Source organism: Leifsonia sp. CL147, from assembly GCF_900114565.1.
In the GTDB taxonomy this organism is placed as follows: domain Bacteria; phylum Actinomycetota; class Actinomycetes; order Actinomycetales; family Microbacteriaceae; genus Leifsonia.
In genome coordinates this window covers 1-26546 of sequence record NZ_FOTM01000004.1, presented here as the reverse complement: position 1 = coordinate 26546, position 26546 = coordinate 1, and the positions used below count along the sequence as shown (strand labels likewise).

23 protein-coding genes and 1 riboswitch are annotated in these 26546 nt (G+C 69.4%); of the genes, 15 read left to right on the top strand and 8 right to left on the bottom strand.

Features of this window, described 5'->3' with window-relative positions; genetic code table 11:
• Positions 1-2 precede the first annotated feature (2 nt).
• The 8 genes from BM287_RS04975 (at position 3) to BM287_RS04940 (ending at position 7671) form a co-directional block, all read left to right on the top strand.
• Entirely contained in the window at positions 3-446 is a 444-nt protein-coding gene (locus BM287_RS04975) for a succinate dehydrogenase hydrophobic membrane anchor subunit (RefSeq protein ID WP_090036570.1), read from the top strand.
• Between the two features lie 42 nt (positions 447-488).
• Positions 489-2291: a succinate dehydrogenase flavoprotein subunit gene (gene sdhA / locus BM287_RS04970; RefSeq protein ID WP_090036569.1), complete on the top strand. Its 1803-nt coding sequence runs from the start codon at positions 489-491 to the stop codon at positions 2289-2291.
• Entirely contained in the window at positions 2291-3052 is a 762-nt protein-coding gene (locus tag BM287_RS04965; RefSeq protein WP_090036567.1) for a succinate dehydrogenase iron-sulfur subunit, read from the top strand. The genes sdhA and BM287_RS04965 overlap by 1 nt, the downstream gene beginning before the upstream one ends.
• Before the next feature lie 45 nt (positions 3053-3097).
• Complete coding sequence (locus BM287_RS04960; RefSeq protein ID WP_090036564.1) at positions 3098-4288, top strand: YihY/virulence factor BrkB family protein; 1191 nt, start codon at positions 3098-3100, stop codon at positions 4286-4288.
• Between the two features lie 119 nt (positions 4289-4407).
• Positions 4408-5244 carry an exodeoxyribonuclease III gene (locus BM287_RS04955; protein WP_090036562.1) on the top strand — a complete coding sequence of 279 codons (837 nt, stop codon included), beginning with the start codon at positions 4408-4410 and terminating at the stop codon, positions 5242-5244.
• A 62-nt stretch (positions 5245-5306) separates the two neighbouring features.
• A complete protein-coding gene (gene trpS / locus BM287_RS04950) occupies positions 5307-6332 on the top strand; it encodes a tryptophan--tRNA ligase (RefSeq protein WP_090036558.1) in 1026 nt (341 codons plus the stop codon).
• Complete coding sequence (locus BM287_RS04945; RefSeq protein WP_090036555.1) at positions 6332-6925, top strand: GNAT family N-acetyltransferase; 594 nt, start codon at positions 6332-6334, stop codon at positions 6923-6925. The genes trpS and BM287_RS04945 overlap by 1 nt, the downstream gene beginning before the upstream one ends.
• The gene (locus BM287_RS04940) at positions 6922-7671 is read left to right on the top strand and encodes an HAD family hydrolase (RefSeq protein ID WP_244527898.1); all 750 of its coding nucleotides are present in this window, start codon (positions 6922-6924) and stop codon (positions 7669-7671) included. The genes BM287_RS04945 and BM287_RS04940 overlap by 4 nt, the downstream gene beginning before the upstream one ends.
• A 58-nt stretch (positions 7672-7729) precedes the next feature.
• On the opposite strand, the gene glpK is transcribed toward BM287_RS04940, so the two are convergent.
• From glpK to BM287_RS04925, 3 genes are all read right to left on the bottom strand, one after another.
• Entirely contained in the window at positions 7730-9250 is a 1521-nt protein-coding gene (glpK, locus tag BM287_RS04935) for a glycerol kinase GlpK (RefSeq protein WP_090036553.1), read from the bottom strand.
• 72 nt (positions 9251-9322) lie between these two features.
• Complete coding sequence (locus BM287_RS04930; RefSeq protein ID WP_280140924.1) at positions 9323-10078, bottom strand: MIP/aquaporin family protein; 756 nt, start codon at positions 10076-10078, stop codon at positions 9323-9325.
• Positions 10079-10226: 148 nt separating this feature from the next.
• Positions 10227-11966: a glycerol-3-phosphate dehydrogenase/oxidase gene (locus BM287_RS04925; RefSeq protein WP_090036550.1), complete on the bottom strand. Its 1740-nt coding sequence runs from the start codon at positions 11964-11966 to the stop codon at positions 10227-10229.
• Between the two features lie 139 nt (positions 11967-12105).
• Here BM287_RS04925 and BM287_RS04920 point away from each other — a divergent pair, with 139 nt between their 5' ends.
• The 5 genes from BM287_RS04920 to ribH all read left to right on the top strand — a co-directional run bounded on the left by BM287_RS04920 (position 12106) and on the right by ribH (position 17048).
• Positions 12106-13158, top strand: a complete 1053-nt coding sequence (locus BM287_RS04920; RefSeq protein ID WP_244527896.1) for a sugar-binding transcriptional regulator — start codon at positions 12106-12108, stop codon at positions 13156-13158.
• Positions 13159-13237: 79 nt separating this feature from the next.
• Positions 13238-13387: riboswitch (FMN riboswitch) on the top strand.
• A gap of 91 nt (positions 13388-13478) precedes the next feature.
• Positions 13479-14636, top strand: a complete 1158-nt coding sequence (ribD, locus tag BM287_RS04915; protein WP_244527894.1) for a bifunctional diaminohydroxyphosphoribosylaminopyrimidine deaminase/5-amino-6-(5-phosphoribosylamino)uracil reductase RibD — start codon at positions 13479-13481, stop codon at positions 14634-14636.
• Between the two features lie 2 nt (positions 14637-14638).
• A complete protein-coding gene (locus tag BM287_RS04910) occupies positions 14639-15268 on the top strand; it encodes a riboflavin synthase (RefSeq protein ID WP_090036548.1) in 630 nt (209 codons plus the stop codon).
• The gene (gene ribA / locus BM287_RS04905; protein WP_090036546.1) at positions 15265-16575 is read left to right on the top strand and encodes a GTP cyclohydrolase II; all 1311 of its coding nucleotides are present in this window, start codon (positions 15265-15267) and stop codon (positions 16573-16575) included. Before BM287_RS04910 ends, ribA begins: the two co-directional genes overlap by 4 nt.
• Positions 16572-17048, top strand: coding sequence for a 6,7-dimethyl-8-ribityllumazine synthase (gene ribH, locus BM287_RS04900; RefSeq protein ID WP_090036544.1), 477 nt, complete (start codon positions 16572-16574; stop codon positions 17046-17048). Before ribA ends, ribH begins: the two co-directional genes overlap by 4 nt.
• Before the next feature lie 105 nt (positions 17049-17153).
• Here ribH and BM287_RS04895 read toward each other — a convergent pair whose 3' ends face one another.
• From BM287_RS04895 to BM287_RS04880, 4 genes are all read right to left on the bottom strand, one after another.
• Positions 17154-17582, bottom strand: a complete 429-nt coding sequence (locus tag BM287_RS04895; protein WP_090036542.1) for a DUF2269 family protein — start codon at positions 17580-17582, stop codon at positions 17154-17156.
• 226 nt (positions 17583-17808) lie between these two features.
• A complete protein-coding gene (locus BM287_RS04890) occupies positions 17809-18639 on the bottom strand; it encodes an ABC transporter permease (protein WP_090036540.1) in 831 nt (276 codons plus the stop codon).
• Positions 18636-19520, bottom strand: a complete 885-nt coding sequence (locus BM287_RS04885; protein WP_090036537.1) for an ABC transporter permease — start codon at positions 19518-19520, stop codon at positions 18636-18638. The genes BM287_RS04890 and BM287_RS04885 overlap by 4 nt, the downstream gene beginning before the upstream one ends.
• Complete coding sequence (locus tag BM287_RS04880; RefSeq protein ID WP_090036535.1) at positions 19517-20443, bottom strand: ABC transporter ATP-binding protein; 927 nt, start codon at positions 20441-20443, stop codon at positions 19517-19519. The genes BM287_RS04885 and BM287_RS04880 overlap by 4 nt, the downstream gene beginning before the upstream one ends.
• A 186-nt stretch (positions 20444-20629) precedes the next feature.
• Between BM287_RS04880 and BM287_RS04875 the strand changes: the two genes are divergently transcribed.
• Positions 20630-22654, top strand: a complete 2025-nt coding sequence (locus BM287_RS04875) for an ABC transporter ATP-binding protein (RefSeq protein ID WP_090036533.1) — start codon at positions 20630-20632, stop codon at positions 22652-22654.
• Positions 22655-22770: 116 nt separating this feature from the next.
• Here BM287_RS04875 and BM287_RS04870 read toward each other — a convergent pair whose 3' ends face one another.
• A complete protein-coding gene (locus BM287_RS04870; protein ID WP_090036531.1) occupies positions 22771-24603 on the bottom strand; it encodes a phosphoenolpyruvate carboxykinase (GTP) in 1833 nt (610 codons plus the stop codon).
• 114 nt (positions 24604-24717) lie between these two features.
• Between BM287_RS04870 and BM287_RS04865 the strand changes: the two genes are divergently transcribed.
• Positions 24718-26169, top strand: a complete 1452-nt coding sequence (locus BM287_RS04865) for an XRE family transcriptional regulator (protein WP_090036529.1) — start codon at positions 24718-24720, stop codon at positions 26167-26169.
• Positions 26170-26546 lie beyond the last annotated feature (377 nt).

The window sequence follows — 26546 nt, the reverse complement described above, 5'->3', positions numbered from 1 at the left end:
CGATGACGACGATCGAAGCACCGCGCAGTTCCTCCCGCCAGACCCGCTCCAGCAAGAACTGGGAGAAGTGGGGCTGGATCTACATGCGGTTCTCGGGCATCCTGCTCGTGATCCTCATCTTCGGCCACCTCCTCATCAACCTGGTGCTCGGCACCGGCGTGAAGCAGATCGACTTCGCCTTCGTCGCCGGCAAGTACGCCACTCCGTTCTGGCAGGTCTGGGACCTCCTGATGCTGTGGCTCGCGCTCATCCACGGCGGCAACGGGATGCGCACCCTCGTCAACGACTACGCGTACAACCGCCTCGTCAACCGGATCCTGAAGTGGGCCATCCTCGCCGCCGTCGTCGTGCTCGTGGTGCTGGGCACGCTCGTGATCTTCACGTTCGACCCATGCCCCGCCGGGGCGACCGGCGCCGACCTGCCGTCCTTCTGCCCGGCGCACTGACGCCGGCTCCCCGACCCCCGCGACGAACGACACGGAAACCCTGTGACAACAGAAGCCATTGAATCCACCGTCATCGACGGAGTCCACTACCACGAGTTCGACATCGTCATCGTCGGCGCCGGCGGCGCCGGGATGCGCGCGGCGATCGAAGCCGGGCCGCACGCCCGCACCGCCGTGATCTCGAAGCTCTACCCCACCCGGTCCCACACCGGCGCTGCGCAAGGCGGCATGGCCGCGGCGCTCGCCAACGTGGAGGAGGACAGCTGGGAGTGGCACACCTTCGACACCGTCAAGGGCGGCGACTACCTCGTCGACCAGGACGCGGCGGAGATCCTCGCCAAGGAGGCCATCGACGCGGTCATCGACCTCGAGAACATGGGCCTGCCGTTCAACCGCACCCCCGAGGGCAAGATCGACCAGCGCCGGTTCGGCGGCCACACCCGCGACCACGGCAAGGCGCCGGTCCGCCGCGCGTGCTACGCGGCCGACCGCACCGGCCACATGATCCTGCAGACGCTGTTCCAGAACTGCGTCCGGCTCGGCATCAACTTCTTCAACGAGTTCTACGTCCTCGACGTGATCATGAGCGATGTGGACGGCGTCCCCCAGCCGGCAGGCGTCGTCGCCTACGAACTGGCCACCGGCGAGCTGCACGTCTTCCACTCGAAGGCGATCATCTTCGCCACGGGAGGCTTCGGCAAGATCTACAAGACCACCTCCAACGCCCACACCCTCACCGGGGACGGCGTCGGCATCATCTGGCGCAAGGGACTGCCGCTGGAGGACATGGAGTTCTTCCAGTTCCACCCGACCGGCCTCGCCGGACTCGGCATCCTCCTCACCGAGGGCGCCCGCGGTGAGGGCGCCATCCTGCGCAACGCGTCCGGCGAGCGGTTCATGGAGCGCTACGCCCCGACCATCAAAGATCTGGCACCCCGCGACATCGTCGCCCGATGCATGGTCCAGGAGGTCGCGGAAGGCCGCGGCGCCGGCCCGCACAAGGACTACGTGCTGCTCGACTGCACCCACCTCGGCGCGGAAGTGCTGGAGACCAAGCTCCCCGACATCACCGAGTTCGCGCGCACCTACCTCGGCGTCGACCCGGTGGTCGAGCCGGTGCCCGTCATGCCGACCGCGCACTACGCCATGGGCGGCATCCCGACGAACGTCTCCGCCGAGGTGCTGCGCGACAACACCACCGTCGTCCCCGGCCTGTACGCCGCGGGCGAGTGCGCGTGCGTCTCGGTGCACGGCTCGAACCGCCTCGGCACCAACTCGCTGCTCGACATCAACGTCTTCGGCAAGCGCGCCGGCAACAACGCGGTCGAGTACGTCAAGACGGCCGAGTACGTCCCGCTGCCGGAGGACCCGTCCGCCGGTGTCCGCTCGATGATCGACGGCCTGCGGAACTCGACGGGGACCGAGCGCATCGCTGCGATCCGCAAGGAGCTGCAGGACGAGATGGACCGGAACGCCCAGGTGTTCCGCACCGACGAGTCCCTCGCCCAGGTCACCGAGACCATCCACCGTCTCCGCGACCGCTACCGCAACATCCAGGTGCAGGACAAGGGCAAGCGCTTCAACACCGACCTGCTGGAGGCCGTCGAGCTCGGCTTCCTACTCGACCTCGCCGAGGTCGTCGTCTACTCCGCGCGCAACCGCGAGGAGTCACGCGGCGGCCACATGCGCGACGACTTCCCGAAGCGCGACGACGAGAACTACATGAAGCACACGATGGCCTACCTCACCGGCGACCCGCACTCGTCCGATGCCGCAGACCACATCACACTCGACTGGAAGCCCGTCGTCATCACCCGCTACCAGCCGATGGAGAGGAAGTACTGATGTCGACCGCCGTGCTCGAGACCCCGCCGGCCCCCGAGGCTCCGATCGAGTCCTTCACCGTCACGCTGATCATCCGCCGCTTCGACCCGGATGTGGACACGGAGCCGCGCTGGCAGGACTTCGACGTCGAGTTGTTCGCGACCGACCGCATCCTCGACGCCCTCCACAAGATCAAGTGGGAGCAGGACGGGTCGCTGACGTTCCGCCGGTCGTGCGCGCACGGCATCTGCGGCTCGGACGCCATGCGCATCAACGGCCGCAACCGCCTCGCCTGCAAGACGCTGATCAAGGACCTGGACATCTCCAAGCCGATCTACGTCGAGGCGATCAAGGGGCTGCCGCTGGAGAAGGACCTCATCGTCGACATGGAGCCCTTCTTCGAGTCGTACCGCGAGGTGCAGCCGTTCCTCGTCGCGAACAGCACTCCCCCGAAGGACAAGGAGCGCATCCAGTCGGTCGCCGACCGTGCGCGCTTCGACGACACCACCAAGTGCATCCTGTGCGCGGCGTGCACCTCGTCCTGCCCGGTGTTCTGGACCGACGGCCAGTACTTCGGGCCGGCCGCGATCGTCAACGCGCACCGCTTCATCTTCGACTCCCGCGACGACAACGCGCAGGTGCGCCTGGACATCCTGAACGACAAGGAAGGCGTCTGGCGCTGCCGGACGACCTTCAACTGCACGGATGCCTGCCCGCGAGGCATTCAGGTCACCCAGGCCATCGCCGAGGTCAAGCAGGCGATCATGCGAGGCAAGCGCTGAGCGCCTGACCATCGCCGGGCGGCCGCCTCTCGCTATCCTGGCGGCGTGGCGAGGAGGAACCGGCGCGGCGATCCGCGCCCCGATCCCGCGGTGCAGCGCGCCGAGGGAACGGTGCAGCGCGCCGAGGGAACGGCGGAGCCTGCGCCGGCGGCGATCGGGCGGGTCTCCCGCTGGGCGAAGTGGGTGGAAGCGCTGCGCCCGTACCGGGTCTACATCAACTTCGCGCACGCGGACGGCAACCTCCGGGCCGCGGGGATGGGCTACCAATCCCTGTTCGCGGTCTTCGCGGCCGTCTGGGTCGGCTTCTCCGTCGCGAGCTACTGGATCGTGGACAACGAGAAGGTGTTCGACGCGCTCGTCGCGCTGATCAACCGCGCCGTTCCCGGGCTCATCGCCACCGGCACCGTCCCGGGGGCCATCCCGGAGGCGGACCTGCAGAATCCGAGTTCCTACGGCTGGACCGGCCTCATCGCCGCGGGCGGTTTGATCTGGACCGCCATCGGCTGGCTGTACTACACGCGTCAGGCGGTGCGGGCGGTGTTCGGCCTCAGCCGCGACACGACCAACTACGTGCTCCAGAAGATCCGTGACCTGGGGCTCGCCCTCGTCTTCGGGGTGCTGTTCGTCCTGTCGGCACTCCTCACCATCGTGAGCACGCAGACACTCACCCTCCTCCTGGATCTGCTCGGGTTGAGCTCCGACTCGTTCTGGAACAGCGTGGTCACCCGGGCGTCGGGGCTGGTCGTGTCGGTTGCGCTGAACATCGTCACGCTGGGCGCGATGTTCCGTGTCATGTCCCGGGTCGCGATCCCCTGGCGCAACCTGTTCTTCGGAGTTCTGCTCGGAGCACTCGTGATGGCCGCACTGAGCGTCCTCGGCGGCCTGCTGCTCGGCGGGACGTACCGGAACCCGCTTCTGGCCACGTTCACGGTCTTCATCGGACTGCTGCTGTGGTTCGACCTGATGTCGCGCGTCATCCTGCTGTCGGCGTCCTGGATCGCGGTGGGGATGTTCGATCGCGGACTCTCCCCGCGAGCAGTCACACCGGCCCAGGCCGCGGCCGAACGGGAGGCAGCGGAGTACCGGGCGCGGGTGCTGGTGGCCCGGGCCGAGGCCGAGCAGGCGACGCAGGAGCTGGAGCACGCGCGGTGGATCGGACGTCTCGCGGCGCAGCGCCGGGTGGGACGGGCGGAGCAGCAGCTGAACGACCTCCTGGACCACCCGCCTTCCGGGTGAGGGCAACCGGCCGCCGAGGGGCAGCCGGGGCCGAGCGGCAGCCGGCCGCCGAGGGGCAGCCGGGGCCGAGGGGCAGCCGGGGCCGAGGTGCTGTCGGCGGCCCCCGCTAGGCTGGATTCATGCCCTCGAAACGCCTGCGCATCGCGACGATCAACGCCAACGGCATCCGCGCCGCCTTCCGCAAGGGCATGGGAGCCTGGCTCGACGGGCGCGACGTGGACATCCTCGCGATCCAGGAGGTCCGGGCGTCCACCGAAGACGTTCAGGGGCTCCTCGGCGAGGAGTGGGACATCGTGCACGACCCCGCGACGGCGAAGGGCCGAGCGGGTGTCGCGATCGCGAGCCGGCACCGGGCGTCCATCCACCGCGTGGAGCTGGGGCCGACCGAGTTCGACAGCGCCGGGCGCTGGCTGGAGGCCGACTACGAGGTCGACGGCACGGTCGTGACCGTGGTCAGCGCCTACGTGCACTCGGGCGAGGCCGGTACGGACAAGCAGACCGAGAAGTACCGCTTCCTCGACGCGATGGAGGCCCGGCTCCCGGAGCTGCAGAAGCACAACGAGCTGGCCGTCGTGATGGGCGACCTCAATGTCGGCCACCGCACGCTCGACATCCGCAACTGGAAAGGCAACGTCAAGCGCGCCGGCTTCCTGCCGGAGGAGCGCGCGTACTTCGACCGCATCCTCGGCGCGGAGGACGACCCCGCGTACAACGACGGGGCGGGCCTCGGCTGGGTGGATGTGGTCCGCAAGCACGCGGGCGACGTCGACGGGCCCTACACCTGGTGGTCCTGGCGCGGACAGGCCTTCGACAACGACACCGGGTGGCGCATCGACTACCAGCTGGCGACGCCGGCGCTCGCAGCACGGGTGAAGGACTACGCGGTGGACCGCGCGGCCGCCTACGACGAGCGATGGTCGGACCACACGCCTGTGGTCGTCGACTACGCGCTCTGACGGCACGAAGCATCCACCCCTCCCGAGTTTCCCGACTTTCTCTCCACTTCGAAGGCAGAACCATGACGACACCGTCCCCCCTTCCTCTTCCCCGCCTCTACTCCGGGATGCAGCCCTCGGCCGACTCGCTGCACCTCGGCAACTACGTCGGCGCGCTCCTGCAGTGGAAGGAACTGCAGAGCACGCACGACGCGTTCTTCTCCGTGGTCGACCTCCACGCCATCACCGTGGCGCAGGACCCGGCCGAACTGCGCGAGAAGACCCGCCGCACCGCCGCGCAGTACATCGCTGCGGGCATCGACCCGTCCGCTTCCACCCTCTACGTGCAGTCGCACGTCCCCGCGCACGCCCAGCTCGCCTGGGTCCTCAACACGATCACCGGCTTCGGCGAGGCGTCGCGGATGACCCAGTTCAAGGACAAGTCGGCGAAGCAGGGCACTGACGCCACCTCGGTCGGGCTCTTCGCCTACCCGGTGCTGATGGCCGCCGACATCCTGCTGTACGACGCGAAGGTGGTCCCGGTCGGCGACGACCAGCGCCAGCACGTGGAGCTGACGCGCGATCTCGCCGAGCGCTTCAACAGCCGCTTCGGGCAGACGTTCGTGGTGCCCCAGGCGATGATCCTGAAGGACACCGCACGCATCTACGACCTGCAGAACCCGGAGTCGAAGATGTCGAAGTCGGCGGACTCCGGTTCCGGCATCATCTGGCTGCTGGACGAGCCCGATGTCACGCGGAAGAAGATCATGCGGGCCGTCACCGACACCGACGGGGTGGTCTCGTTCGATCGCGCCGGAAAGCCCGGCATCTCCAACCTGCTCACGATCTTCGCGGCGCTCAGCGGGCGCTCCATCGAGTCCATCGAAGTGGACTACGACGGCAAGGGCTACGGCGATCTGAAGAAGGGACTCGTGGAGGTGGTGGTCGAGCAGTTCACGCCCATCCGCCAGCGCGCGCTCGACCTCCTCGCCGATCCGGCGGAACTCGATCGCATCCTCGCGGCGAACGCCGACCGCGCCACCGAGGTGGCGGAGGCCACGCTCGCCAAGGCCTACGACCGCGTGGGCTTCCTCCCCCGGACCCGCTGATGCCCCAGCCGGTCGAGCTCGTGTCGGATCGGGTCACGCTCTCGATTCCCTGTGAGGCCGACATCGACCGGATCGCCGAGGTCTGCAGCGACCCGGCCATCGCGCGCTGGACGACCGTGCCCTCGCCCTATCGCCGCGAGAACGCGGCCGGATTCGTCGGCACCGTCGTCCCCGACGGCTGGGCGAGTGGACGGCTCTGCGTCTGGGCGATCCGCACGGAAGGCGTGCTGGCCGGCATGATCAGCATCGGCGACATCCGCGAGCGCCAGGGCGAGATCGGGTTCTGGCTCGCGCCGGAGTTCCGCGGCCGCGGAGTGATGTCCGAGGCGACGCGGCTGGCGGTCGAGTACGCGTTCCGGCCGCGCCCGGACGGCCTGGCCCTGAAGAGGATGGTGTGGCGGGCACTGGTGGGCAACACGGCGAGCGCTGCGGTCGCCCGGCGCGTCGGGTTCCGCTGGGAGGGCGTGGTCCCCGGGGGTGCGCAGCAGCGTGGCCGTCGCCTGGACGAGTGGCGTGCGAGCCTGCGGCCGGAGGATCCGCGGGAGCCGGCGTCCGGCTGGCCCGAGCTGCCCGACAGGGAGGCTGCGCCGTGAGCACCCCGTCCGTGCCGCGTGTGGTCCTGTTCGATCTGGACGACACCCTCTTCGCGCATCGGGCCGCCGTCGAGACCGGCATCCTGCGGTACGCCGAGAGCCTCGGCAGTCCGTACGGCGCGCTCGAGGCGGACGAACTGGCCACGCTCTGGCACGAGCTGGAGGAGGAGCACTACCACTCCTACCTCGCCGGCGACCTCGACTACGAAGGGCAGCGGCAGGCGCGCGCCCGCGACTTCGCCGCCCGTCACGGCGTCACGCTGAGCGACGCAGAGGCGAGCGGCTGGTTCGCCGACTACTTCGAGCACTACGTCGCCGCGTGGTCGCTGCACGACGACGCGCTGCCGGCGCTCGACGCGCTGGAGGCGGCCATCCCGGGTGTCCGCTTCGGCCTCATCACGAACGGCGACCTGCCGTTCCAGCGACGCAAGGTGGAGGCGGTCGGACTGGAGGCGCGGATCGACCGGCTCATCGCCTCCGGCGAGGTCGGTGCGGTCAAGCCCGACGCCGCGATCTTCCATGCAGCGTGCGAGGCGTTCGCAGTGGCCCCCGGCGAAGCCGCCTACGTCGGAGACCGCCTGCGTACGGACGCGATCGGAGCCGCCCGCGCGGGTCTGACCGGTATCTGGCTCAACCGGCGCGACGCCGTGCCGTCCTTCGCAGACGAGCTGGACGCCCTGGCTGCCGGCGTGCGCACCATCCGCTCCCTCTCCGAGCTGGCCCCGCTGCTCACCGCATCCCGCTGACCCGGACACGGCGAAGCGCCGCCCGGCGGAACCGGGCGGCGCTTCTGTGTGGGGCGGGTCAGGCGTTGCGCACGTCGTCGTCGACCCAGTCGAAGGTCTTCGTGACGGCCTTCTTCCAGAGCCGGATCTGACGGTCGCGCTCGTCCGCATCCATCGCGGGCTCCCAGCGGCGGTCCTCCTGCCAGTTCTTGCGCAGGTCGTCCAGGTTCGCCCAGAAGCCGGTCGCGAGGCCGGCCGCGTACGCGGCGCCGAGAGCGGTCGTCTCGGCGACGACCGGGCGCACGACGGGCACGCCGAGGATGTCGGCCTGGAACTGCATGAGCGTGTTGTTGGCGATCATGCCGCCGTCGACCTTCAGCTCCTGCAGGTCCACACCGGAGTCGGCGTTGACCGCATCCAGGACCTCGCGCGTCTGGAAGGCCGTGGCCTCCAGGACCGCACGGGCGATGTGGCCCTTGTTCACGTACCGGGTCAGGCCGACGAGCGCACCGCGCGCATCCGCTCGCCAGTACGGCGCGAACAGGCCCGAGAACGCCGGCACGAAGTAGGCGCCGCCGTTGTCGTCGACAGTCTTCGCCAGCTCCTCGATCTCCGGGGCGCTGGAGATGATCCCCAGGTTGTCGCGGAGCCACTGCACCAGCGAGCCGGTGACGGCGATCGAGCCCTCCAGAGCGTAGTGCGGCGCCTCGTCGCCCAGCTTGTAGCCGAGCGTGGTGAGCAGGCCGTTCTTGGAGTGGACGATCTCCTCACCCGTGTTGAAGATGAGGAAGTTGCCCGTGCCGTAGGTGTTCTTGGACTCGCCCGGATCGAATGCCGCCTGTCCGAAGGTCGCGGCCTGCTGGTCGCCCAGGATGCCCGCGACGGGAACTTCGCGCAGCAGGCTGGAGGACTCCACCGTGCCGTAGACCTCGGACGAGCTCCGGATCTCCGGGAGCATCGACCTCGGCACGCCGAACACCTCGAGGATGTCGTCGCGCCAGCTCAGCGTCTCCAGGTCCATGAAGAGCGTGCGAGAGGCGTTGGTGACGTCGGTGGCGTGAACGCCGCCGTCCGGACCGCCGGTCAGGTTCCAGAGGACCCAGCTGTCGGTCGTGCCGAACAGCAGGTCGCCCGCCTCTGCGCGCTCACGAGCGCCCTCGACGTTCTCCAGGATCCAGACGATCTTGGTGCCGGAGAAGTACGTCGCAAGCGGCAAGCCGACGATCTGCTTGAACCGTTCGGTGCCACCGTCGGCCGCCAGGCGGTCGACGATGGGCTGGGTGCGCGTATCCTGCCAGACGATGGCGTTGTACACCGGCTCGCCGGTGTTCTTGTCCCACACGACCGCGGTCTCGCGCTGGTTGGTGATGCCGACGGCGGCGATGTCGTGACGGGTGAGGTCCGCCTTGGACAGCGCCTGCCCGATGACCTCGCGGGTGTTGTTCCAGATCTCGACCGGATTGTGCTCGACCCATCCGGCCCTCGGGAAGATCTGCTCGTGCTCGAGCTGTCCGGACGAGACGATCGATCCGGACTTGTCGAAAATGATCGCCCGGGTACTGGTGGTGCCCTGGTCGATGGCGACGACGTAGTCGGCCATTGGTGACTCCTTTGTTCTCTTTGGGGTGGAGCAGAAGGGGCCGGTCCGGATGGTCCGGGCCGGCCCCGGGTCTTACTTGAGGATGACGAGCAGCGGGATCGCGAGCCAGCCGGCCAGCACACCGCCGATGATCGGGCCCGCCACCGGGATCCAGGAGTACGACCAGTCGCTCGGGCCCTTGCCCCGGATCGGGAGCAAGGCGTGGGCGATGCGGGGTCCGAGGTCACGGGCCGGGTTGATCGCGTAACCGGTCGGACCGCCGAGGCTGGCGCCGATGCCGATCACGAGCAGTGCGACGGGCAGCGCACCGAGGGCGGCGAGGCCGACGGCCTGACCGGGCTGGTGGCCGAAGGCGATCACGACGAACACCAGCACGAACGTGCCGACGATCTCCGTGACGAGGTTCCACGCATAGGTGCGGATGGCGGGGCCGGTCGAGAACACGCCGAGCTTGTTCGCGGGGTCCGGCTCCTCGTCGAAGTGCTTCTTGTAGGCCAGCCAGGTGATGACGGCGCCGATGATGGCACCTATCAGCTGGGCCAGGATGAACACCACGATGGTGACGACGTTCACGTCGACGACGGCTTTGCCGACACCGAAGTGGGTCGCCCCGTTGGCCACGAGCCCGAGGGTGACCGCCGGGTTGAGATGGGCGCCCGAGTTGTACGCGACCACCACCCCGGAGAACACCGCGATGCCCCAGCCGATGTTCACCATCAGGAACCCGCCATTGAAGCCCTTGTTCCTGATGAGGGCGACGTTCGCCACCACACCCGTACCGAGGAGGACCAGCATCGCTGTGCCCACCAGCTCGGACAGGAAATCCACACCTAAATTGTCCACGTTGACCTTCCAGTTGTTCCGTTGACCCGCACCCTGTCGTGCGTTCTGGTGAGGCTCTTGTCAGGGTGGGCATTGTGAACGCTATTGCGGCCACGCTCGCGGTGACAAGAACCCTGTCATGCACGTTCGTGCATTATCGAACAGCAGCGGCTTCGCTCCCATCCCCCGACTTCAGCTGTACCCGATGGGCGTCGGCGAGGTCCGCTACGAACGAATCTTCCTCCTCGGCGCGACGATTTGGCGACCATCCCAGCGCGGTTGCTGCGATTTCGCCGATCTCGTGCACGAGCGGAAGTGTGATGGCACCGGTGAAGGCGAGGCTGGTGCGGCGCAGGAAGACGTCGGCGAGGTGCACGACATGCTCGCTGCGGACCAGGTGGTCGATCTCGGCGTGCGAATAGCCCGGCGCGGCGGCGAGGGGCGTGTCCTCACCTTCCCGCCCGGCGATGGCGTCGATGACGAACGTCGCCCTCGTCCCGTAGCGGTGCAGCAGGGTCGCAGCGCGCTCGGCGCCGACATCCGCACCGTACCGGGCGATCCAGTCGCGCTCCGTCTGCGGCGTGGTCGGGAAGCCGGCCCCTCCGCCGATCGGCAGACCGAGCGTCTGGACCGTGCGCTCGGCGCCGAGTGCCTGCAGCGTCTCGTTCGCGAGGTGCTCGCTCAGTGCCCGGAAGGTGGTCCACTTGCCGCCCACCAGGCTGAGGACGCGGGTGCCGCCGAGGCCCGGAATCGTTCCCGGGACGATGCGGTAGTCGCGGGAGACGAATCCGGGCGCCGTGTCGTCGTGGTGCGGCAGCGGGCGCACGCCCGAGAAGGTGTAGACGATCTGCTCCCGGGTGACCGGGATCGCTGGGAAAACGTGCGAGACCAGTTCGATGAAGTAGTCGATCTCGTCCTCGGTGATCACCGCGCGCTGGGACATGTCGGCATCGATGTCCGTGGTGCCGACCATGACCCGGCCCTTCAGCGGGTAGATCAGGACGATCCGGCCGTCGTTGTTCTCGAAGAACAGCTCGCGGCCCCGGCAGGCTTCGAGGAGCTCGGGATTGTCGAGCACGATGTGGGAGCCCTTGGTGCCGCCCATGTAACGCGTCGCCTCGCCGAGGGCGGCGTTCGTCAGATCCGTCCAGGGGCCGGAGGCGTTGACGACGACGTCTGCTGTGATGGCGAACTCCTCGCCTGTCTCGCGGTCGCGGACGAGGACACCTCCGTCGCGGACGCCGATGGCCTCCACGTAATTGACGGCGCGTGCGTGCGGCCCGGCGGCAAGCCCGTCGGCAAGGACGTCGAGCGCGAGGCGCTCCGGATCGTGCACGGAGGCGTCGAAGTAGGTGGCGGTGTACTTCAGGTCCGGGTTCAGCGCGGGCAGCGCCTCCAGCGACTTCTTCCTGCCGTGGAAGCTGTGGCGCGGGACGCTGCCCCCGTCGCGCGAGAACGCGTCGTAGATCGTCAGGCCGGTCTTGATCAGGAACGCCCCGCGCTCCTTCGGCGTGCCCTGCTTGTGAGTGAGGAACCGGAGGGGTGCGGCGAGGATGCCGGAGAACGTGGAGTAGATCGGGATGGTCGTCTGGAGCGGCTTCACGTAGTGCGGGGCGATCCTGAGCAGGCCGTTGCGCTCGGTGACCGACTCCTTCACGAGGCGGAACTCGCCGTTCTCGAGATAGCGGATGCCGCCGTGGATCATGTGGCTGGAGGCCGCCGACGCTCCGGAGACGAAGTCGTTGCTCTCGACGAGCACCACATCCACACCCTGCAGGGCGAGGTCGCGGAACGTGCCGAGCCCGTTGATGCCGCCGCCGACGACGAGCACCTGTGCTCGTGGGTTGTCTCGGAGGCGCTGGACCTCGGTGCGTGCGGTCGACTTCGTCGTCACGATCTTCTCCTGATGCTTCTGGCTCGGCGGTGCTGTGCGGTTATAGTCTTCGATGGCAGCACAACTTCGATCAAGCCGCATGCACATACGTGCACCAGCTCGTCACCCCGAGAAGTCGTCCCAGCGAAGAAGGCCCCGAATGCCCCAACCCGAAACCGAACACCTGCCCGAGAAGGTCCGCGACGCCCTCAAGGCCGGTCACCTCTATTACATGCAGGACCTCACGATGGAGGCGATCGCGCACGAGATGCACACCTCGCGCTCGAGCGTCTCGCGGCTGCTCAGCTACGCGCGGTCGTCGGGACTGGTGACCATCCAGATCGCCGAGCCGCACGAAGGTGCGACGCGCATCCAGCAGGCGATCCACGACCGCTACGGCATCGCCGCGCACATCGTCCCGATGCCGAGCGCGATCAGCGACGTCGACCGGCTGGAGCGGGTGGCGATCTCGGCTGCACGGATTCTCGACCGCTTCATCGACTCCAACCAGACGGTCGGGGTCGCGTGGGGCTCGACGATGAGCGCGCTGAGCCGGCACCTCATCCCCAAGGAGCTGCACAACGTCGAGTTCGTGCAGCTGAACGGGGCAGGAAACACCTACACCACCGGGGTCCTGTACGCCTCCGAGATCCTCCGCCGCTTCGGCGACACGTACTCCGGCACCATCCAGGAGTTCCCGGTCCCCGCCCTGTTCGACGACCCGCAGACCAAGGTCGCCATGTGGCGCGAGCGGAGCACGCGGCGCATCCTCGACATCCAGGCACGGATGGATGTGGCCCTGTTCGGCCTCGGTTCGCCCTTCTCGGAGGTGCGCTCCCACGTCTACGCCGGCGGGTACCTCGACCAGGCGGACTACGAGTCGCTCGATGCCTCCGGCGTGGTCGGCGATGTCGCCACGGTGTTCTTCCGCGAGGACGGCAGTCACCACGGCATCCCCCTCAATGAACGCGCGAGCGGGCCGGACATCGACCTGATCACGCGCGTCCCGCGGCGGGTCTGCATCGTCTCCGGGCCCTCGAAGGTGCACAGCCTCCGCGGTGCGCTCGCAGCCGGCCTCATCACCGACCTGATCGTGGACGAAGGGACGGCTCGCGCCCTCGTGCAGCTCACGCAGCCCGTCGCGCCGATCGGTCCTGCCCCGGTGGCCCAGCGGCAGGACACCGAGTCCGACGAGGCCGTCACGGCCGCCTGAGGGGAGCGTCACCGGGCGTCGCATCCGCAACGGGAATAGACGACGTCCCCCTGCGTTGATCTACACTCGACAACGAAACACGTGCTCCGGGGTCGGTGAAAGTCCGAACCGGCGGTGACAGTCCGCGAGCGGGACGCCCAGGCGCCCTGCTGAGCCGGTGGAATTCCGGCACCGACGGTAATGCGTCAGGCTCAGGCCTGTCGCTCAGTCCGGATGGGAGGCAGCACGGCGGGCGGTCCTGAGAGGCCGACGCCCGCGCGACCCCGGTGACACGTCTCGACGAGAGACGGGATGGCAACGGGATGACGTGGGAAGCCCCCATGCGCACGGCCCTCGAGCTGGCGGCGAACGGCCCGGCCACGGGCGTGAACCCGCGAGTCGGCTGCGTCCTCCTGGACCCCGACAGTCACCTCCTCGCCGAGGGCTGGCATCGCGGTGTCGGCACCCCGCACGCCGAAGTGGATGCGCTGAGCAAGCTGCCGGAGGGCGGCGCCCGCGGGGCGACAGCCGTCGTCACCCTCGAGCCGTGCAACCACTGGGGCCACACCGGTCCCTGCTCGGAAGCGCTGATCGCCGCGGGCGTGGCGCGCGTCGTCTACGGCACCGCCGATCCGGGCCGCCACTCCGGCGGGGGCGCTGAGCGGCTGCGGGAGGCGGGCGTCGACGTGATCGGCGGAGTGCTCCGCGACGAGGTCGAGGCCTTCCTCGGCGACTGGCTGACCGCCGCGCGCCTCGGCCGGCCCTACATCGTCGTGAAGTGGGCGAGCAGCCTGGACGGCCGCGCCGCAGCGGCCGACGGAACGAGCCGCTGGATCACCGGCGCAGCAGCGCGCCAGCGGGTGCACGAGCAGCGCGAAGCCTCGGACGCGATCGTCGTCGGCACCGGAACGGTGCTGGCCGACGACCCGAGCCTGACCGCGCGCGGCGACGCCGGGGAGCTGATGCGCACCCAGCCGACGCCGGTGGTGATCGGCACCCGCGCCATCCCGAAGGATGCCGCCGTCTTCCGCCATCCGCATCCCGTGATCTTCGAAGGGACCCACGACCTGCACGAGGTCGTCGCCGACCTGCACCAGCGGGGCTTCCGCCGAGCGTACGTGGAGGGCGGGCCGACCCTGGCGAGTGCCTTCGTGGCGGCGGGCCTGGTGGACGAGTACGCCGTCTACCTGGCGCCGACGCTCCTCGGCGGACCGCGCGTCGCGCTCGGCGACATCGGCGTCGAGACGATCGGCGATCAGCGGAGGCTGCGGATCCTCGAGGTCGAACAGCTCGGCGGCGACCTGCTCATCCGTGCCGTCCCCGTTCCTGTGGGTGCCGTTCGCGTCGGTGCCGAGCGCGTCGGTACCGAACGCGTCGGTACCGTTCCCGGCGGCGCCGACGCCTTCCCGCGCTCCGGCATCCCGACCACCGACACCCGGACCACCGACACCCAGACCACCGACGCCGGGGCCCCGCTCCCAGCCGGACAGGAGAACTGACCATGTTCACCGGAATCATCGAAGAGCTGGGCGAGATCACCGCCGTCGAGCGCAGCGCGGACGCCGCGCGGGTCACCGTCCGGGGACCGCTCGCCGTCAGCGACGCCCGGCACGGCGACTCCATCTCGGTCAGCGGCGTCTGCCTCACCGTGATCGACAAGGACGCGGAGACGTTCACGGCGGATGTGATGGCCGAGACCCTCATCATGAGCACGCTGGACGACGTCCAGCCCGGCCGCCCGGTCAATCTGGAGCGAGCGGCGCAGGTCGGCGACCGCCTCGGCGGGCACATCGTCCAGGGCCACATCGACGGCACCTCCACCGTTCTCTCGGTCACGGACGGCAGCGCCTGGCGCGTCGTCCGGCTGAGCCTCGACCCGGAGCACGCGCCCCTCGTGGCGCGCAAGGGCTCCATCGCGATCGACGGCGTCTCGCTCACGGTCAGCGCCGTGGGCGGCGGGCGCGAGGACGGCTGGTTCGAGGTGTCCCTCATCCCCGAGACCCTGGTGGCGACGACCCTCGGCGACCGCGTCGCGGGCGACCGCGTCAACATCGAGACGGACATCCTCGCCCGTCATGTGGAGCGCATGCTCGCGCTCGAACCGGAACTGAGCGAACGGAGCGCGTCATGAGTCTGGCCACCATCCCCGAGGCCCTCGCGGAACTGCGGGCGGGCCGTCCGGTCATCGTCGTCGACAACGAGAGTCGAGAGAACGAGGGCGACGTGCTGATCGCCGCCGAGCTCGCCAGCCAGGAGTGGATCGCCTGGACGGTCAAGCACTCGTCCGGCTTCATCTGCGCGCCGATGACCAACGAGATCGCGGACCGGCTGGAGCTGCCGGTCATGGTCGTCGCCAACGAGGACGCCCGCGGCACCAACTACACGGTCAGCGTGGATGCGGCCGACCGCTTCTCCACCGGCATCAGTGCCGCCGACCGCGCGCACACGCTTCGCGTGCTGGCGAACCTCGACAGCACGCCGGCGAGCCTCCACCGGCCGGGCCACATCCTGCCCCTGCGTGCGGTCGAGGGTGGTGTCCGCGAACGCGACGGGCACACGGAGGCTGCGGTCGACCTGCTCCTCCTGGCGGGGATGACGCCCGTGGGTGCGATCGCGGAGATCGTCGCCGACGACGGCGAGATGATGCGCCTGCCCGGACTCATCGAGCTCGGTCAGCGCGAGGGCGTGCTCGTCGTCACCATCGAGGCCCTCATCGCCTACCTGCAGGAGTTCCACTGCGACCAGCCTCTGGAGGCCGTCGCGCCCGTCCCGGAGACCTCGCGGGTGATCTTCGAGGTGGAGACGACCGTCCCGACGACGCACGGGCCGTTCCGGATGCGCGCCTACCGCGACCGGACGACCGGCGCCGACCACGTGGCGATCGTCGCAGGGACCCCCCGCAGGGACGGCACGCTGGTCCGCGTCCACTCGGAGTGCCTCACGGGTGAGGCGTTCGGGTCGCTGAAGTGCGAGTGCGGTCCGCAGCTCGATGCGGCGCTCGACACCATCCAGCGCGAAGGCGGCATCGTCGTCTACCTGCGCGGCCACGAGGGACGCGGCATCGGCCTGATCAACAAGCTCCGCGCCTACAAGCTGCAGGAGGAGGGACTCGACACCCTCGACGCGAACCTCGCCCTCGGCCTGCCGATCGACGCCCGCGACTACGGTGCGGCCACGGCGATCCTGCAGGATCTGGGGATCGAGTCGGTTCGCCTGCTGACCAACAACCCGGAGAAGGTCCGCCAGCTCGAGGAGCACGGAATCGCCGTCGAGGAGCGCGTGCCGCTCGTCGTCGGCATCGGCGCCTTCAACGAGGGCTACCTGGAGACCAAGCGCGACCGGATGGGTCACGCGATCGGGGACATCGACCCGTTGTCCCCGACGGATGAGACCGACGAGACGGCTGCGGGATTCGCAGCAGGGAGGACCACACGATGAGCGGAGCCGGAGCCCCCAGCGCCGAGGAGCGGATCGACGGGAGCGGCCTGAACGTCGTCGTCGTGGCCGGCCGCTGGCACGAGACCATCAGCGAGGCCCTCGTCGCGGGCGCGCAGCGGACTTTGGAGGCGTCGGGCGCCACGCACACGCTGGTCCGCGTCCCGGGAAGCTTCGAGCTCCCCGTGGTGAGCAAGGCCGCCCTCGAGGCGGGCGCCGACGCGGTGGTGGCGCTCGGCGTCATCATCCGCGGCGGCACCCCGCACTTCGAGTACGTCTCGGCGGCGGCGACCGACGGTCTGACCCGCGTCGCACTCGACACGGGCAAGCCGGTCGGCTTCGGCGTGCTCACGCTGGACGACGAGGCGCAGGGCATCGACCGCTCCGGCCTCCCCGGCTCGAAAGAGGACAAGGGCGCCGAGGCGGCTCACGCCGCCCTCGCCACCGCCCTCGCCCTCCGAACTCTCCGCGCGTAGCTGTACTGCCCCAGCCCCTCCATCGAGTCCGCAGAGACTGCACGCAGCTGCGGCGTGTCGCGTGCAGTCTCTGCGGACTCGACGGTGGGGCGCCCTGCGTGAGGGCTACGGCTTCCAGACCATGAGGATGACGACGACGAGCAGCAGGAGGCTCGCGACGCCGGAGCCTGCGGCCAGCTGCGGATAGCGGGAGGCTGTGCCCTCCCGCAGGGACTCGGCGGCGCGGCGCATGGTCGGCACGACGAGGAAGAGCGTCAGCGCGAGGGCGACGACGTACAAGATGATCGACCACAGGATCCACGGGGTCGTGATGCCGAGGTGGAACTTCGGGTCGGCCATCCCCATGAGGCCGAACCCGAACAGCACCACGAGCAGCGAGAGCAGTGAGAGCAGATTGGTCGACTTCGCGAGCGTTTCGACCTGGCGGGGGTCTCCGGCGCGGACGGCTCGCATCGCCGTCATCGGGAGGATGGCCATCGGGCCGACGATGAAGACCGCCGACACCACGTGCAGCACTGCAAAAAGCGTTTCCATGCCTCCAGCGTAGCGAGGCGTCCGCAATCGGCCGGCTCGCGCGCACCACATCCCTGCCCGCTCCCGGCTGAGTTGCGAAGGAGTTCGGGTGCCGGATCTCCTTCGAATGGCAGTGGTGAAGGAGATTCGAACGGTACTCGTTCGGATCTCCTTCGCTGGCAGGGCCCGTCGCCGGCAGGGCCCTTCACGGGCAGGCGAGCAGCCCGGGCCGCGGCCGACGAGGCGCTCAGTCGAGGAAGAGGGCGCGCAGACGGCGCGTGGTGAGGACCAGCCCGAGCACGATCATCACGGCGAAATACAGGACGTGCCACAGCATCCCGACGTTCACGTCGCCGGTCGTGAGACCGCGGACGAGTTCCACGCCCTGCCAGAGCGGCATCGCCTTGATGACGACCTGCAACGGCTCCGGGTACACCGTGATCGGGTAGAAGGTCGCCGACAGGAGGAACATCGGAAGCAGGATGAAGTTGATCCAGTCCATCTGCTGGAACGTCTTCATGTAGCTCGTGACGCCCATCCCGAAGCTCGCGAAACCGAACGCGATCAGCAGGACGGCCGGCAGCGCCAGCAGCGCCCACCAGGACAGGGTGAGGCCGAGGACCTGCATCACGATCATGAACCCGACGGCGTAGAGGGCTCCGCGCAGCAGGGCGAGCAGGATCTCGCCGAGCGCGACATCCAGCGGGCCCAGGGAGGTGGCGAGCATCCCCTCGTAGAGCTTGGCGAAGTGCATCTTGAAGAAGACGTTCCACGTCGAGTCGTAGACGGCGCCGTTCATGGCGGCGGTCGCGAGCAGCGCCGGGGCGATGAAGGCGGCATAGGGGACGCTCTGGCCCGACGACGTCTGGATGCTGCCGACGAGCGCACCGAAGCCGATACCGAGCGAGAGCAGGTAGAAGATCGGCTCGAAGAAGCCGGAGACGATGACCAGCCAGTTGGTGCTCCGCGTCGCCGACCACCCGCGCTGCATCACGGAACGCGCGTTGCCGGCGTAGAGGGCGCGCACCGGTCCCGAACGTGGCTCGGTCAGGATGGCGCGCTGGTCGGTGGCGGTCACTTGTTCAGCCTCCTCGCGGCGATCCGGCGTGCCCACAGCCAGAAGACGACGAACAGGGCGAGCAGGTAGACGATGTGGACGACGGACAGCCAGAGCGGCTCGCTCATCCCGTACGAGAAGACCCGCGAGAGCTGGGTCGAGTGCCAGAGGGGCGAGACCCAGCCGATCCACTGCAGGAACCACGGCATGTTCGCGAGCGGGAAGAACGTCCCGGAGAACAGGGTCAGAGGCAGCAGGACGAACCGCATCAGCATGGCGATCTGCCCGCTGTCCTGCTCGATCGTCGCGACGTAGGCCATGATCGGCGCGCCGAAGGCGAGACCGCCGATCGTGCCGATCAGGATGCCGACGAAGCCCCAGGCACCGGGGACGGCGCCGAACAGCGCCATGAAGGCGAAGTAGACGGCGGTGGTGCCGAGCAGCCGGGCGACCACCGAGATGACGACTCCGTCGATGATCTGGCCGGGCGCGATCGGCGAGGCGTTGATGCCGTAGAACGTGGGATTCCACTTGAAGCCGAGCAGGATCGGGTACGTGAACTCCTCGCTCGCGACCGTGACGGCAGCGGTGCAGAGCAGCGCAGGGGCGACGAAGGCCAGGTAGCTGACGCCGTCGACGGCGTGCGGCCCGAGGTTCGCGCTGACCAGGCTGCCGAGACCGAGACCCATCGCAAGGAGGTAGAGCAGCGGGTTGCCGAATCCCGTCACGAGCAGGGTCTGGAGGTAGGACCGCATGACGCGGAAGCGGTGCTCGGCCACATACCACGCGCCGAAACGGCGAGGGCGGACGGCCGCGGTCAGGGCGGCGCGGGCGCCGTCGCCTCCCTCGGCACCCGGTCCCCGGGCGGCGGGCGTGCCGGACCGGCCGACGATCGCGCTCATTCGATCAGGCTCCGTCCGGTCAGCCGGAGGAACACGTCCTCGAGGCTCGAACGCCGCACCAGGCTGGTCAGCGGATGCAGACCGCGCTCGACGATCCGGACGAGCTCCGCCTCGCCGTCGTCGCTGTAGACGAGGATGCGGTCGGGCAGCACCTCGATGCGCTCGCCCACTCCATCCAGGCGCTCCGCGACCTCCGCGTTGCGCTCCGAGCCGAACCGCACCTCCAGCACTTCCCGTGTCGAGTACTCGCGGATGAGTCGCGCCGGCGACCCCTCTGCCATGATCGTGCCCTTGTCGACGACGACCAGGCGGTCGCAGAGCTGCTCCGCCTCATCCATGTAGTGCGTCGTCAGGACGAGGGTCGTGCCCTGCTCCTTCAGCCGGAACAGGCGGTCCCAGAGGATGTGCCGGGCCTGTGGATCGAGCCCGGTGGTCGGCTCGTCCAGCAGCAGGATGCGCGGGTCGTTGATGAGGGCGCGTGCGATGGTCAGCCGGCGCTTCATCCCGCCGGACAGGTCGTCGACCTTCGCCTTGGCCTTGTCCTCGAGCTGGGCGAACGCCAGCAGCTCGTCCGCCCGGGTGCGGACGCGCGCCGACGGGAGGCCGAAGTAGCGGCCGTACACGATGAGGTTGTCGCGCACGCGGAGTTCGGTGTCGAGGTTGTCGGACTGCGGCACGACCCCGAGCTGGGACCGGATCTCGGGACCGTACCGGTTCGGGTCCAGCCCCAGGATGCTCAGATCGCCGGCGCTGCGGGTGGAGACGGCGCCGATCATCCGCATGGTGGTGGACTTGCCCGCACCGTTCGGCCCGAGGAGCCCGAAGGACTCCCCCGGCTCCACCTCGAAGCTGATGCCGTCGACGGCCGGGAAGTCTTTGTACTTCTTCACGAGATCACGGGCGGAGATGACAGGGGCGGGCATAGTTCGACACTGTAGCCGCGACCTCGGACATCCGGGATGCCCGCACGCGGTCGCACGCGGCCGCCGCGGCCGCTGCCCTGTCGCACTCGGCAATATCAGCAAACAGGCAGTCCGCAGGAAGTACGGTCGAAGCTAGCGCCGCACACGCCTCCGACGCCACCTCCTCCCCCGAATGGAGACACCGTCATGTCCACCACGTCAGCCCCCTCGCGTCGCCGGCGCGGCTTCAGGCGTCCCGCCGACGACGCCGGGCCGCGCGCCCGCTTCTCGCAGCTGCTCCCCTACCTGCTCGAGCACAAGAAGGTGCTCGCCTTCGTGATCGTGCTCAGCGTGCTGGGCGCCGCCGCCAGCCTCGCCCAGCCTCTGCTCGTCAGCCAGGTCATCTCGGTCGTCGGACGGCAGGAGCCGCTCGGCGGCCTGGTCTGGGGACTCATCGCCCTGGTGGTCGCCTCCGGCCTCATCTCGGGTTACCAGCACTACCTGCTGCAGCGCACCGGCGAGGGCGTCGTGCTGTCGTCGCGCCGCAAGCTCGTCGGCCGGATGCTGCGCCTGCCGATCAGCGAGTTCGACACCCGGCGCACGGGGGACCTGGTGTCGCGCGTCGGGTCGGACACCACGCTGCTGCGGGCCGTCCTGACCCAGGGGCTCGTGGAGGCCATCGGCGGCGCGCTGACCTTCATCGGCGCGCTGATCGCGATGCTCATCATCGACCCGGTCCTGCTCGGGCTGACCGTGCTGGTGGTCGCCGTCTCCATCGTCGTGGTGGTGCTGCTGTCGGGCCGCATCCGCGTCGCCAGCCAGAAGGCGCAGAACAAGGTGGGCGACCTCGCGGCGGCGGTCGAGCGGGCGATCAGCTCCGTGCGGACCATCCGCGCATCGAACGCCACCGAGCGCGAGATCGCGGCCGTGGACGCCGACGCCACCGGCGCCTGGAGGATGGGCATCCAGGTCGCGAGGATCTCGGCCCTCGTCGTACCCGTGGCGGGCATCGCGATGCAGGTGTCGTTCCTCGTCGTGCTCGGCGTCGGAGGCTTCCGGGTGGCCAGCGGAGCGATCACGGTCGCGAACCTGGTCGCGTTCATCCTCTTCCTCTTCATGATGATCCTGCCGCTCGGCCAGGCGTTCGGCGCCATCGCGGCGGTCAACTCGGCGCTCGGGGCGCTGGGCCGCATCCAGGAGATCCTCGATCTGCCGACCGAGGACCAGCACGACCGCGACATCGCGCCGCTGGCCCTCACCGTCGGCGCGGCGAACGAAGGCCTGGCGCCCGAGGCGCCGGCGATCGAGTTCGTGGAGGTGCGGTTCGCGTACCCGGAGGGCGCCGGGGCTGCGGACGCCGGGGCGGGTGCCGGGGCTGCGGAGACTGGGGCGGGTGCCGGGGCTGCGGACGCCGGGGCGGGTGCCACGCCCGCCGCCAGCCGGCCGACACCCGAGCGGCTCGCGTTCGAGGCCCTCACCGGGACGGACGTCGTCGCAGAGGCCGAGGCCCTCGCGGGCAGCGGCGCGGGTGCGGACGGCGGGCAGCAGCACCGCGGGGTGCTCCGCGGCGTGAGCTTCCGCGTGCCGCGCGGCAAGCGGACGGCGCTGGTCGGGCCGTCCGGGGCCGGCAAGTCCACCATCCTCGCCCTCGTCGAGCGGTTCTACGACCCGCAGGCCGGCGAGGTCCACTTCGGCGGGATGGATGTGCGCACGCTCGATCGCGTCGGCCTGCGCTCGCAGATCGGCTACGTCGAGCAGGATGCGCCGGTGCTGGCCGGGTCGCTGCGCGACAACCTGACGCTCGCGGCGCCCGACGCCACGGACGAGCAGTGCGTCGACGTGCTCCACGCCGTCAACCTGACGGAGGTGCTCGAGAGGAGCGAGCTCGGCCTGAGCGCCCCCGTCGGCGAGGACGGCATCATGCTCTCCGGCGGCGAACGTCAGCGCCTCGCGATCGCCCGGGCGCTGCTGGCCGCACCTCCGGTGCTGCTGCTGGACGAATCCACTTCCAGCCTGGACGGCCGCAACGAGCAGCTGATGCGGGAGGCGATCGACGCGGTCGCCGCCGACCGCACCCTGCTCGTGATCGCGCACCGCCTGTCCACCGTCGTCGACTCCGACCAGATCGTCGTGCTCGACCACGGCCGCGTCATCGGTACCGGAACCCACTCCGAGCTCGTCGAGACCACTCCCCTCTACCGCGACCTCGCCAAGCACCAGCTCCTCGTCTGACCCCGCGCCCTACGCCCTCGCCCCCTCACCCCCCACCATCGAGTACACGAAGACTGCACGCAATCAGGGGAGAAAACGTGCAGTCTTCGTGTACTCGACGGTGGGGGGTGAGCCCGTCAGGACTGGAGGTGGTAGCGGAGGGAGGCCAGCTCGGCGCGCAGGGCGGGCGGGACACGCGAGCCGAAGCGGTCGAAGAAGGTCTCGGTGAGGTCGCACTCGGCGAGCCAGCTCGCGCGGTCGACCTCGAAGAGCGCCTCCACGTCGGCGGCGGGGAGGTCGAGACCGTCGAGGTCGAGCTCCTCGACGATGGGCAGGCGCCCGATCGGTGCAGAGACGCTTCCGGCCAGCCCCTCGACCCGCCGCGCGATCCACTCGATGACCCGTGCGTTCTCGCTGAACCCCGGCCACAGGAATCGGCCGTCGTCACTCCGGCGGAACCAGTTCACCTGGAAGATCTCGGGAGCCTGGTCGCCCAGCTTCTCCCCCATCTCCAGCCAGTGCGCCCAGTGGTCGGCCATGTTGTAACCGCAGAACGGCAGCATCGCGAAGGGGTCGCGGCGCAGCTCGCCGACGGTGCCCTCGGCCGCCGCCGTTCGCTCCGACGAGATGGTGGCGCCGAGGAACACGCCGTGCCGCCAGTCGCGCGCCTGCGCCACCAGCGGAACGTTCGTGGCCCGGCGACCACCGAACAGGATGGCGTCGATCGGCACGCCGTCGAACGCATCCCAGTCCTCGGCGATGGACGGGCACTGCGCGGCACTGACGGTGAACCGGGAGTTGGGATGCGCGGCCGGCCGCCCCGAGTCGGGCGTCCAGTCGTTCCCCTGCCAGTCGATCAGGTGCGCGGGGGGCTCGTCGGTGAGCCCCTCCCACCAGACGTCGCCGTCGTCGCGCAGGGCCACGTTCGTGAAGATCGTGTTGCCCCACAGGGTCTGGACCGCTGTGCGGTTCGTGCTCTCGCCCGTCCCCGGCGCGACGCCGAAGAAGCCGGCCTCCGGGTTGATCGCGCGCAGCCGCCCGTCGGGTCCCTGGCGGAGCCAGGCGATGTCGTCGCCGATCGTCTCGACGCGCCAGCCCGGGATGGCCGGCTCCAGCATCGCGAGGTTCGTCTTCCCGCAGGCCGACGGGAAGGCGGCGGCGAAGTGGAACGCGCGGCCCTCGGGCGAGGTCACCTTGATGATGAGCATGTGCTCGGCCAGCCAGCCCTCGTCCCGCGCCATGGCGGACGCGATCCGCAGTGCGAAGCACTTCTTCGCGAGGATGGCGTTCCCGCCGTAGCCGGAGCCGTAGGACCACACTTCGCGCGTGTCCGGGAACTGAACGATGTACTTGGTCGGATTGCACGGCCACTGCACGTCGTCACGCGACCGGCCGTCCGCATCCACCAGCGGGAAGCCGACACTGTGCACGGTCGGCACCCACGGCTGCCCGGACTCGATCAGGTCGAGGACGGTCTCGGTGACGCGGGTCATGATCCCGAGGCTGACGGCGACATACGCGGAGTCCGTGAGTTGGATGCCGACCTGCGAGATCGGGCCGCCGACCGGTCCCATCGAGAACGGGACGACGTACATCGTGCGTCCGCGCATGCTGCCGGTGAAGACCTCGCGCAGCTCCGCGCGCATCGCCTCCGGCTGCCGCCAGTTGTTGGTCGGACCGGCGTCGGCCTCGTTCTCGGAGCAGATGAAGGTGCGGTCCTCGACGCGGGCAACGTCGCCCGGGTCGGTCCGGGCGAGGAAGCTGTTCGGCCGCCACTCCGGGTTCAGCCGGATCAGCTTGCCTTCGGCGACCAGCTGCTTGGTGAGGCGGTCGGCCTCGCCGAGGGAGCCGTCGCACCAGACGACCTCCTCGGGCCGGGTGAGGGCGGCGATGCCGTCGACCCAGCGGCGCACAGCGTCCAGGCCTCCGGACGGTGCCGTGTCGGTGAGGGGGAGCTCGGCGATACTCATGCGGGTTCCTTATCGTCGGAAGAATCGGTGTCGACTCCAGTTTCTGCGAGGTTCCGAGGAAGAGAACCGGGAATGCTGCTGTAAGAATCGCGAATCTTTCGCTATCGTGAATCCATGAGCACCGTGGAGACCGGCGACATCGATGTCGCAACGCTCGGACATCGCATCCGTCACTTCCGTACCCGGCGCGGCATGACCCTCGACGAGCTCGGGGCCGCGGCCGGCGTCGCGGCGAGCCAGCTGTCGCTGATCGAGAACGGCAAGCGGGAGCCGCGCATCTCGCTGCTGAGCGCACTCGCCGCCGCCCTCGGCGTCCAGCCCGCCGACCTCCTCTCGGCCGAGCCGCCGGACGAGCGGGCGGCGCTCGAGATCGAGCTGGCGCGGGCGCAGCGCGGGCCGCTGTACGCATCCCTGGGCCTGCCCGCGGTCAAGCCGACGAAGGGGACGCCGACGGAGACCCTCCAAGCGCTCGTCGGGCTCCACCGGGAGCTCGGCCGGCGAGCCAACGAAGCGATCGCGACGCCGGAGGAGGCTCGGCGCGCGAACACCGAACTGCGCGAGCGGATGCGCGCACAGGACAACTACATCCCCGAGATCGAGGAGCTGGCCGAGCAGCAGGTGCGCGCCTCCGGCCACGTCCGCGGCGCCCTGACGCACCGCGAGGTCAGCGTGATGGCCGAGAAGCTCGGGTTCGAGCTGATCTACGTGAACGACCTGCCGCGGTCGGCGCGGTCGATCACCGACCTCGAGAACGGGCGCATCTACCTGCCGCCGGCGTCGATCCCGGGCGGCCACGGCCTCCGCTCGATGGCGTTGCAGGCCATGGCGCACCGGCTGCTGGGGCACACGCGTCCGCAGTCGTACGCGGACTTCCTCCGCCAGCGACTGGAGATCAACTACTTCGCCGCGTGCTGCCTCATGCCCCGGGAGGCTGCCGTCGCCTTCCTGCAGCAGGCCAAGAAGGACAAGGACCTGGCGGTGGAGGACTTCCGCGACGCCTTCGGTGTGACGCACGAGGCGGCCGCGCTGCGGTTGACGAACCTGGCGACGAGGCACCTCGACATGACGATGCATTTCCTCCGCGTCGGCGACGACGGCGCCCTGTACAAGGGATACGAGAACGACGGGCTCGTGCTGCCGACGGATGTGACGGGGTCCATCGAGGGCCAGGTCGTCTGCCGGATGTGGGGAGCGCGGACCGCGTTCACGCACACGAACCGCACGACCGAGCTGTACCAGTACACGGACACCCCGGCCGGGACCTACTGGTGCGCGACGCAGGTCGGCACCACCGCCGAGGGCAGCTTCTCGATCAGCATCGGGGTGCCGTTCGATCAGGCGAAGTGGTTCCGCGGCCGCGAGACGACGGCGCGCACCGAGTCGCGCTGCCCGGACGAGTCGTGCTGCAAGCGGGCGCCGGCCGAGCTGTCGGGACGGTGGGCCGGCAAAGCGTGGCCGAGCGCGCGGCTGCACGCGCACATCCTGTCGCCGCTGCCCTCCGGGTCCTTCCCGGGCGTCGACGACTCGGACGTGTACGCCTTCTTGGAGGCCCACTCCGGCGCGTGAGATTCGTCACGAATGTCGCCCTGCGCCGCGCGAAACGCGACATTCCCTCTTTGCCAGGCTGGTTGTGAGTCAGGTTGGCTCGGTTTGGGAGGGTTCTGTTTTGGGAGTCACAACGGGTTTTACTGCGGAGGAGATCCGCGAGGTGGTGCATGAGTATCACTTGCAACCGCATGGGACGAAGCTGGCGTGGTTGCAGGCGCGCAGCATCTCCAGGGACAAGATCCGGCGGTGGTCGACGGCGGTTTTCGAGGGCGATATCGAGCGGAGCCTGTTTCCGCGGCAGGCTAGGGCTATGACACATCCCGGGAGGCGAGCCTGGTTGGAACAGCAGCGGGCCAGAGAACGAGCAGCGCATGAGGCCGAGGTGGAGCGGTTGA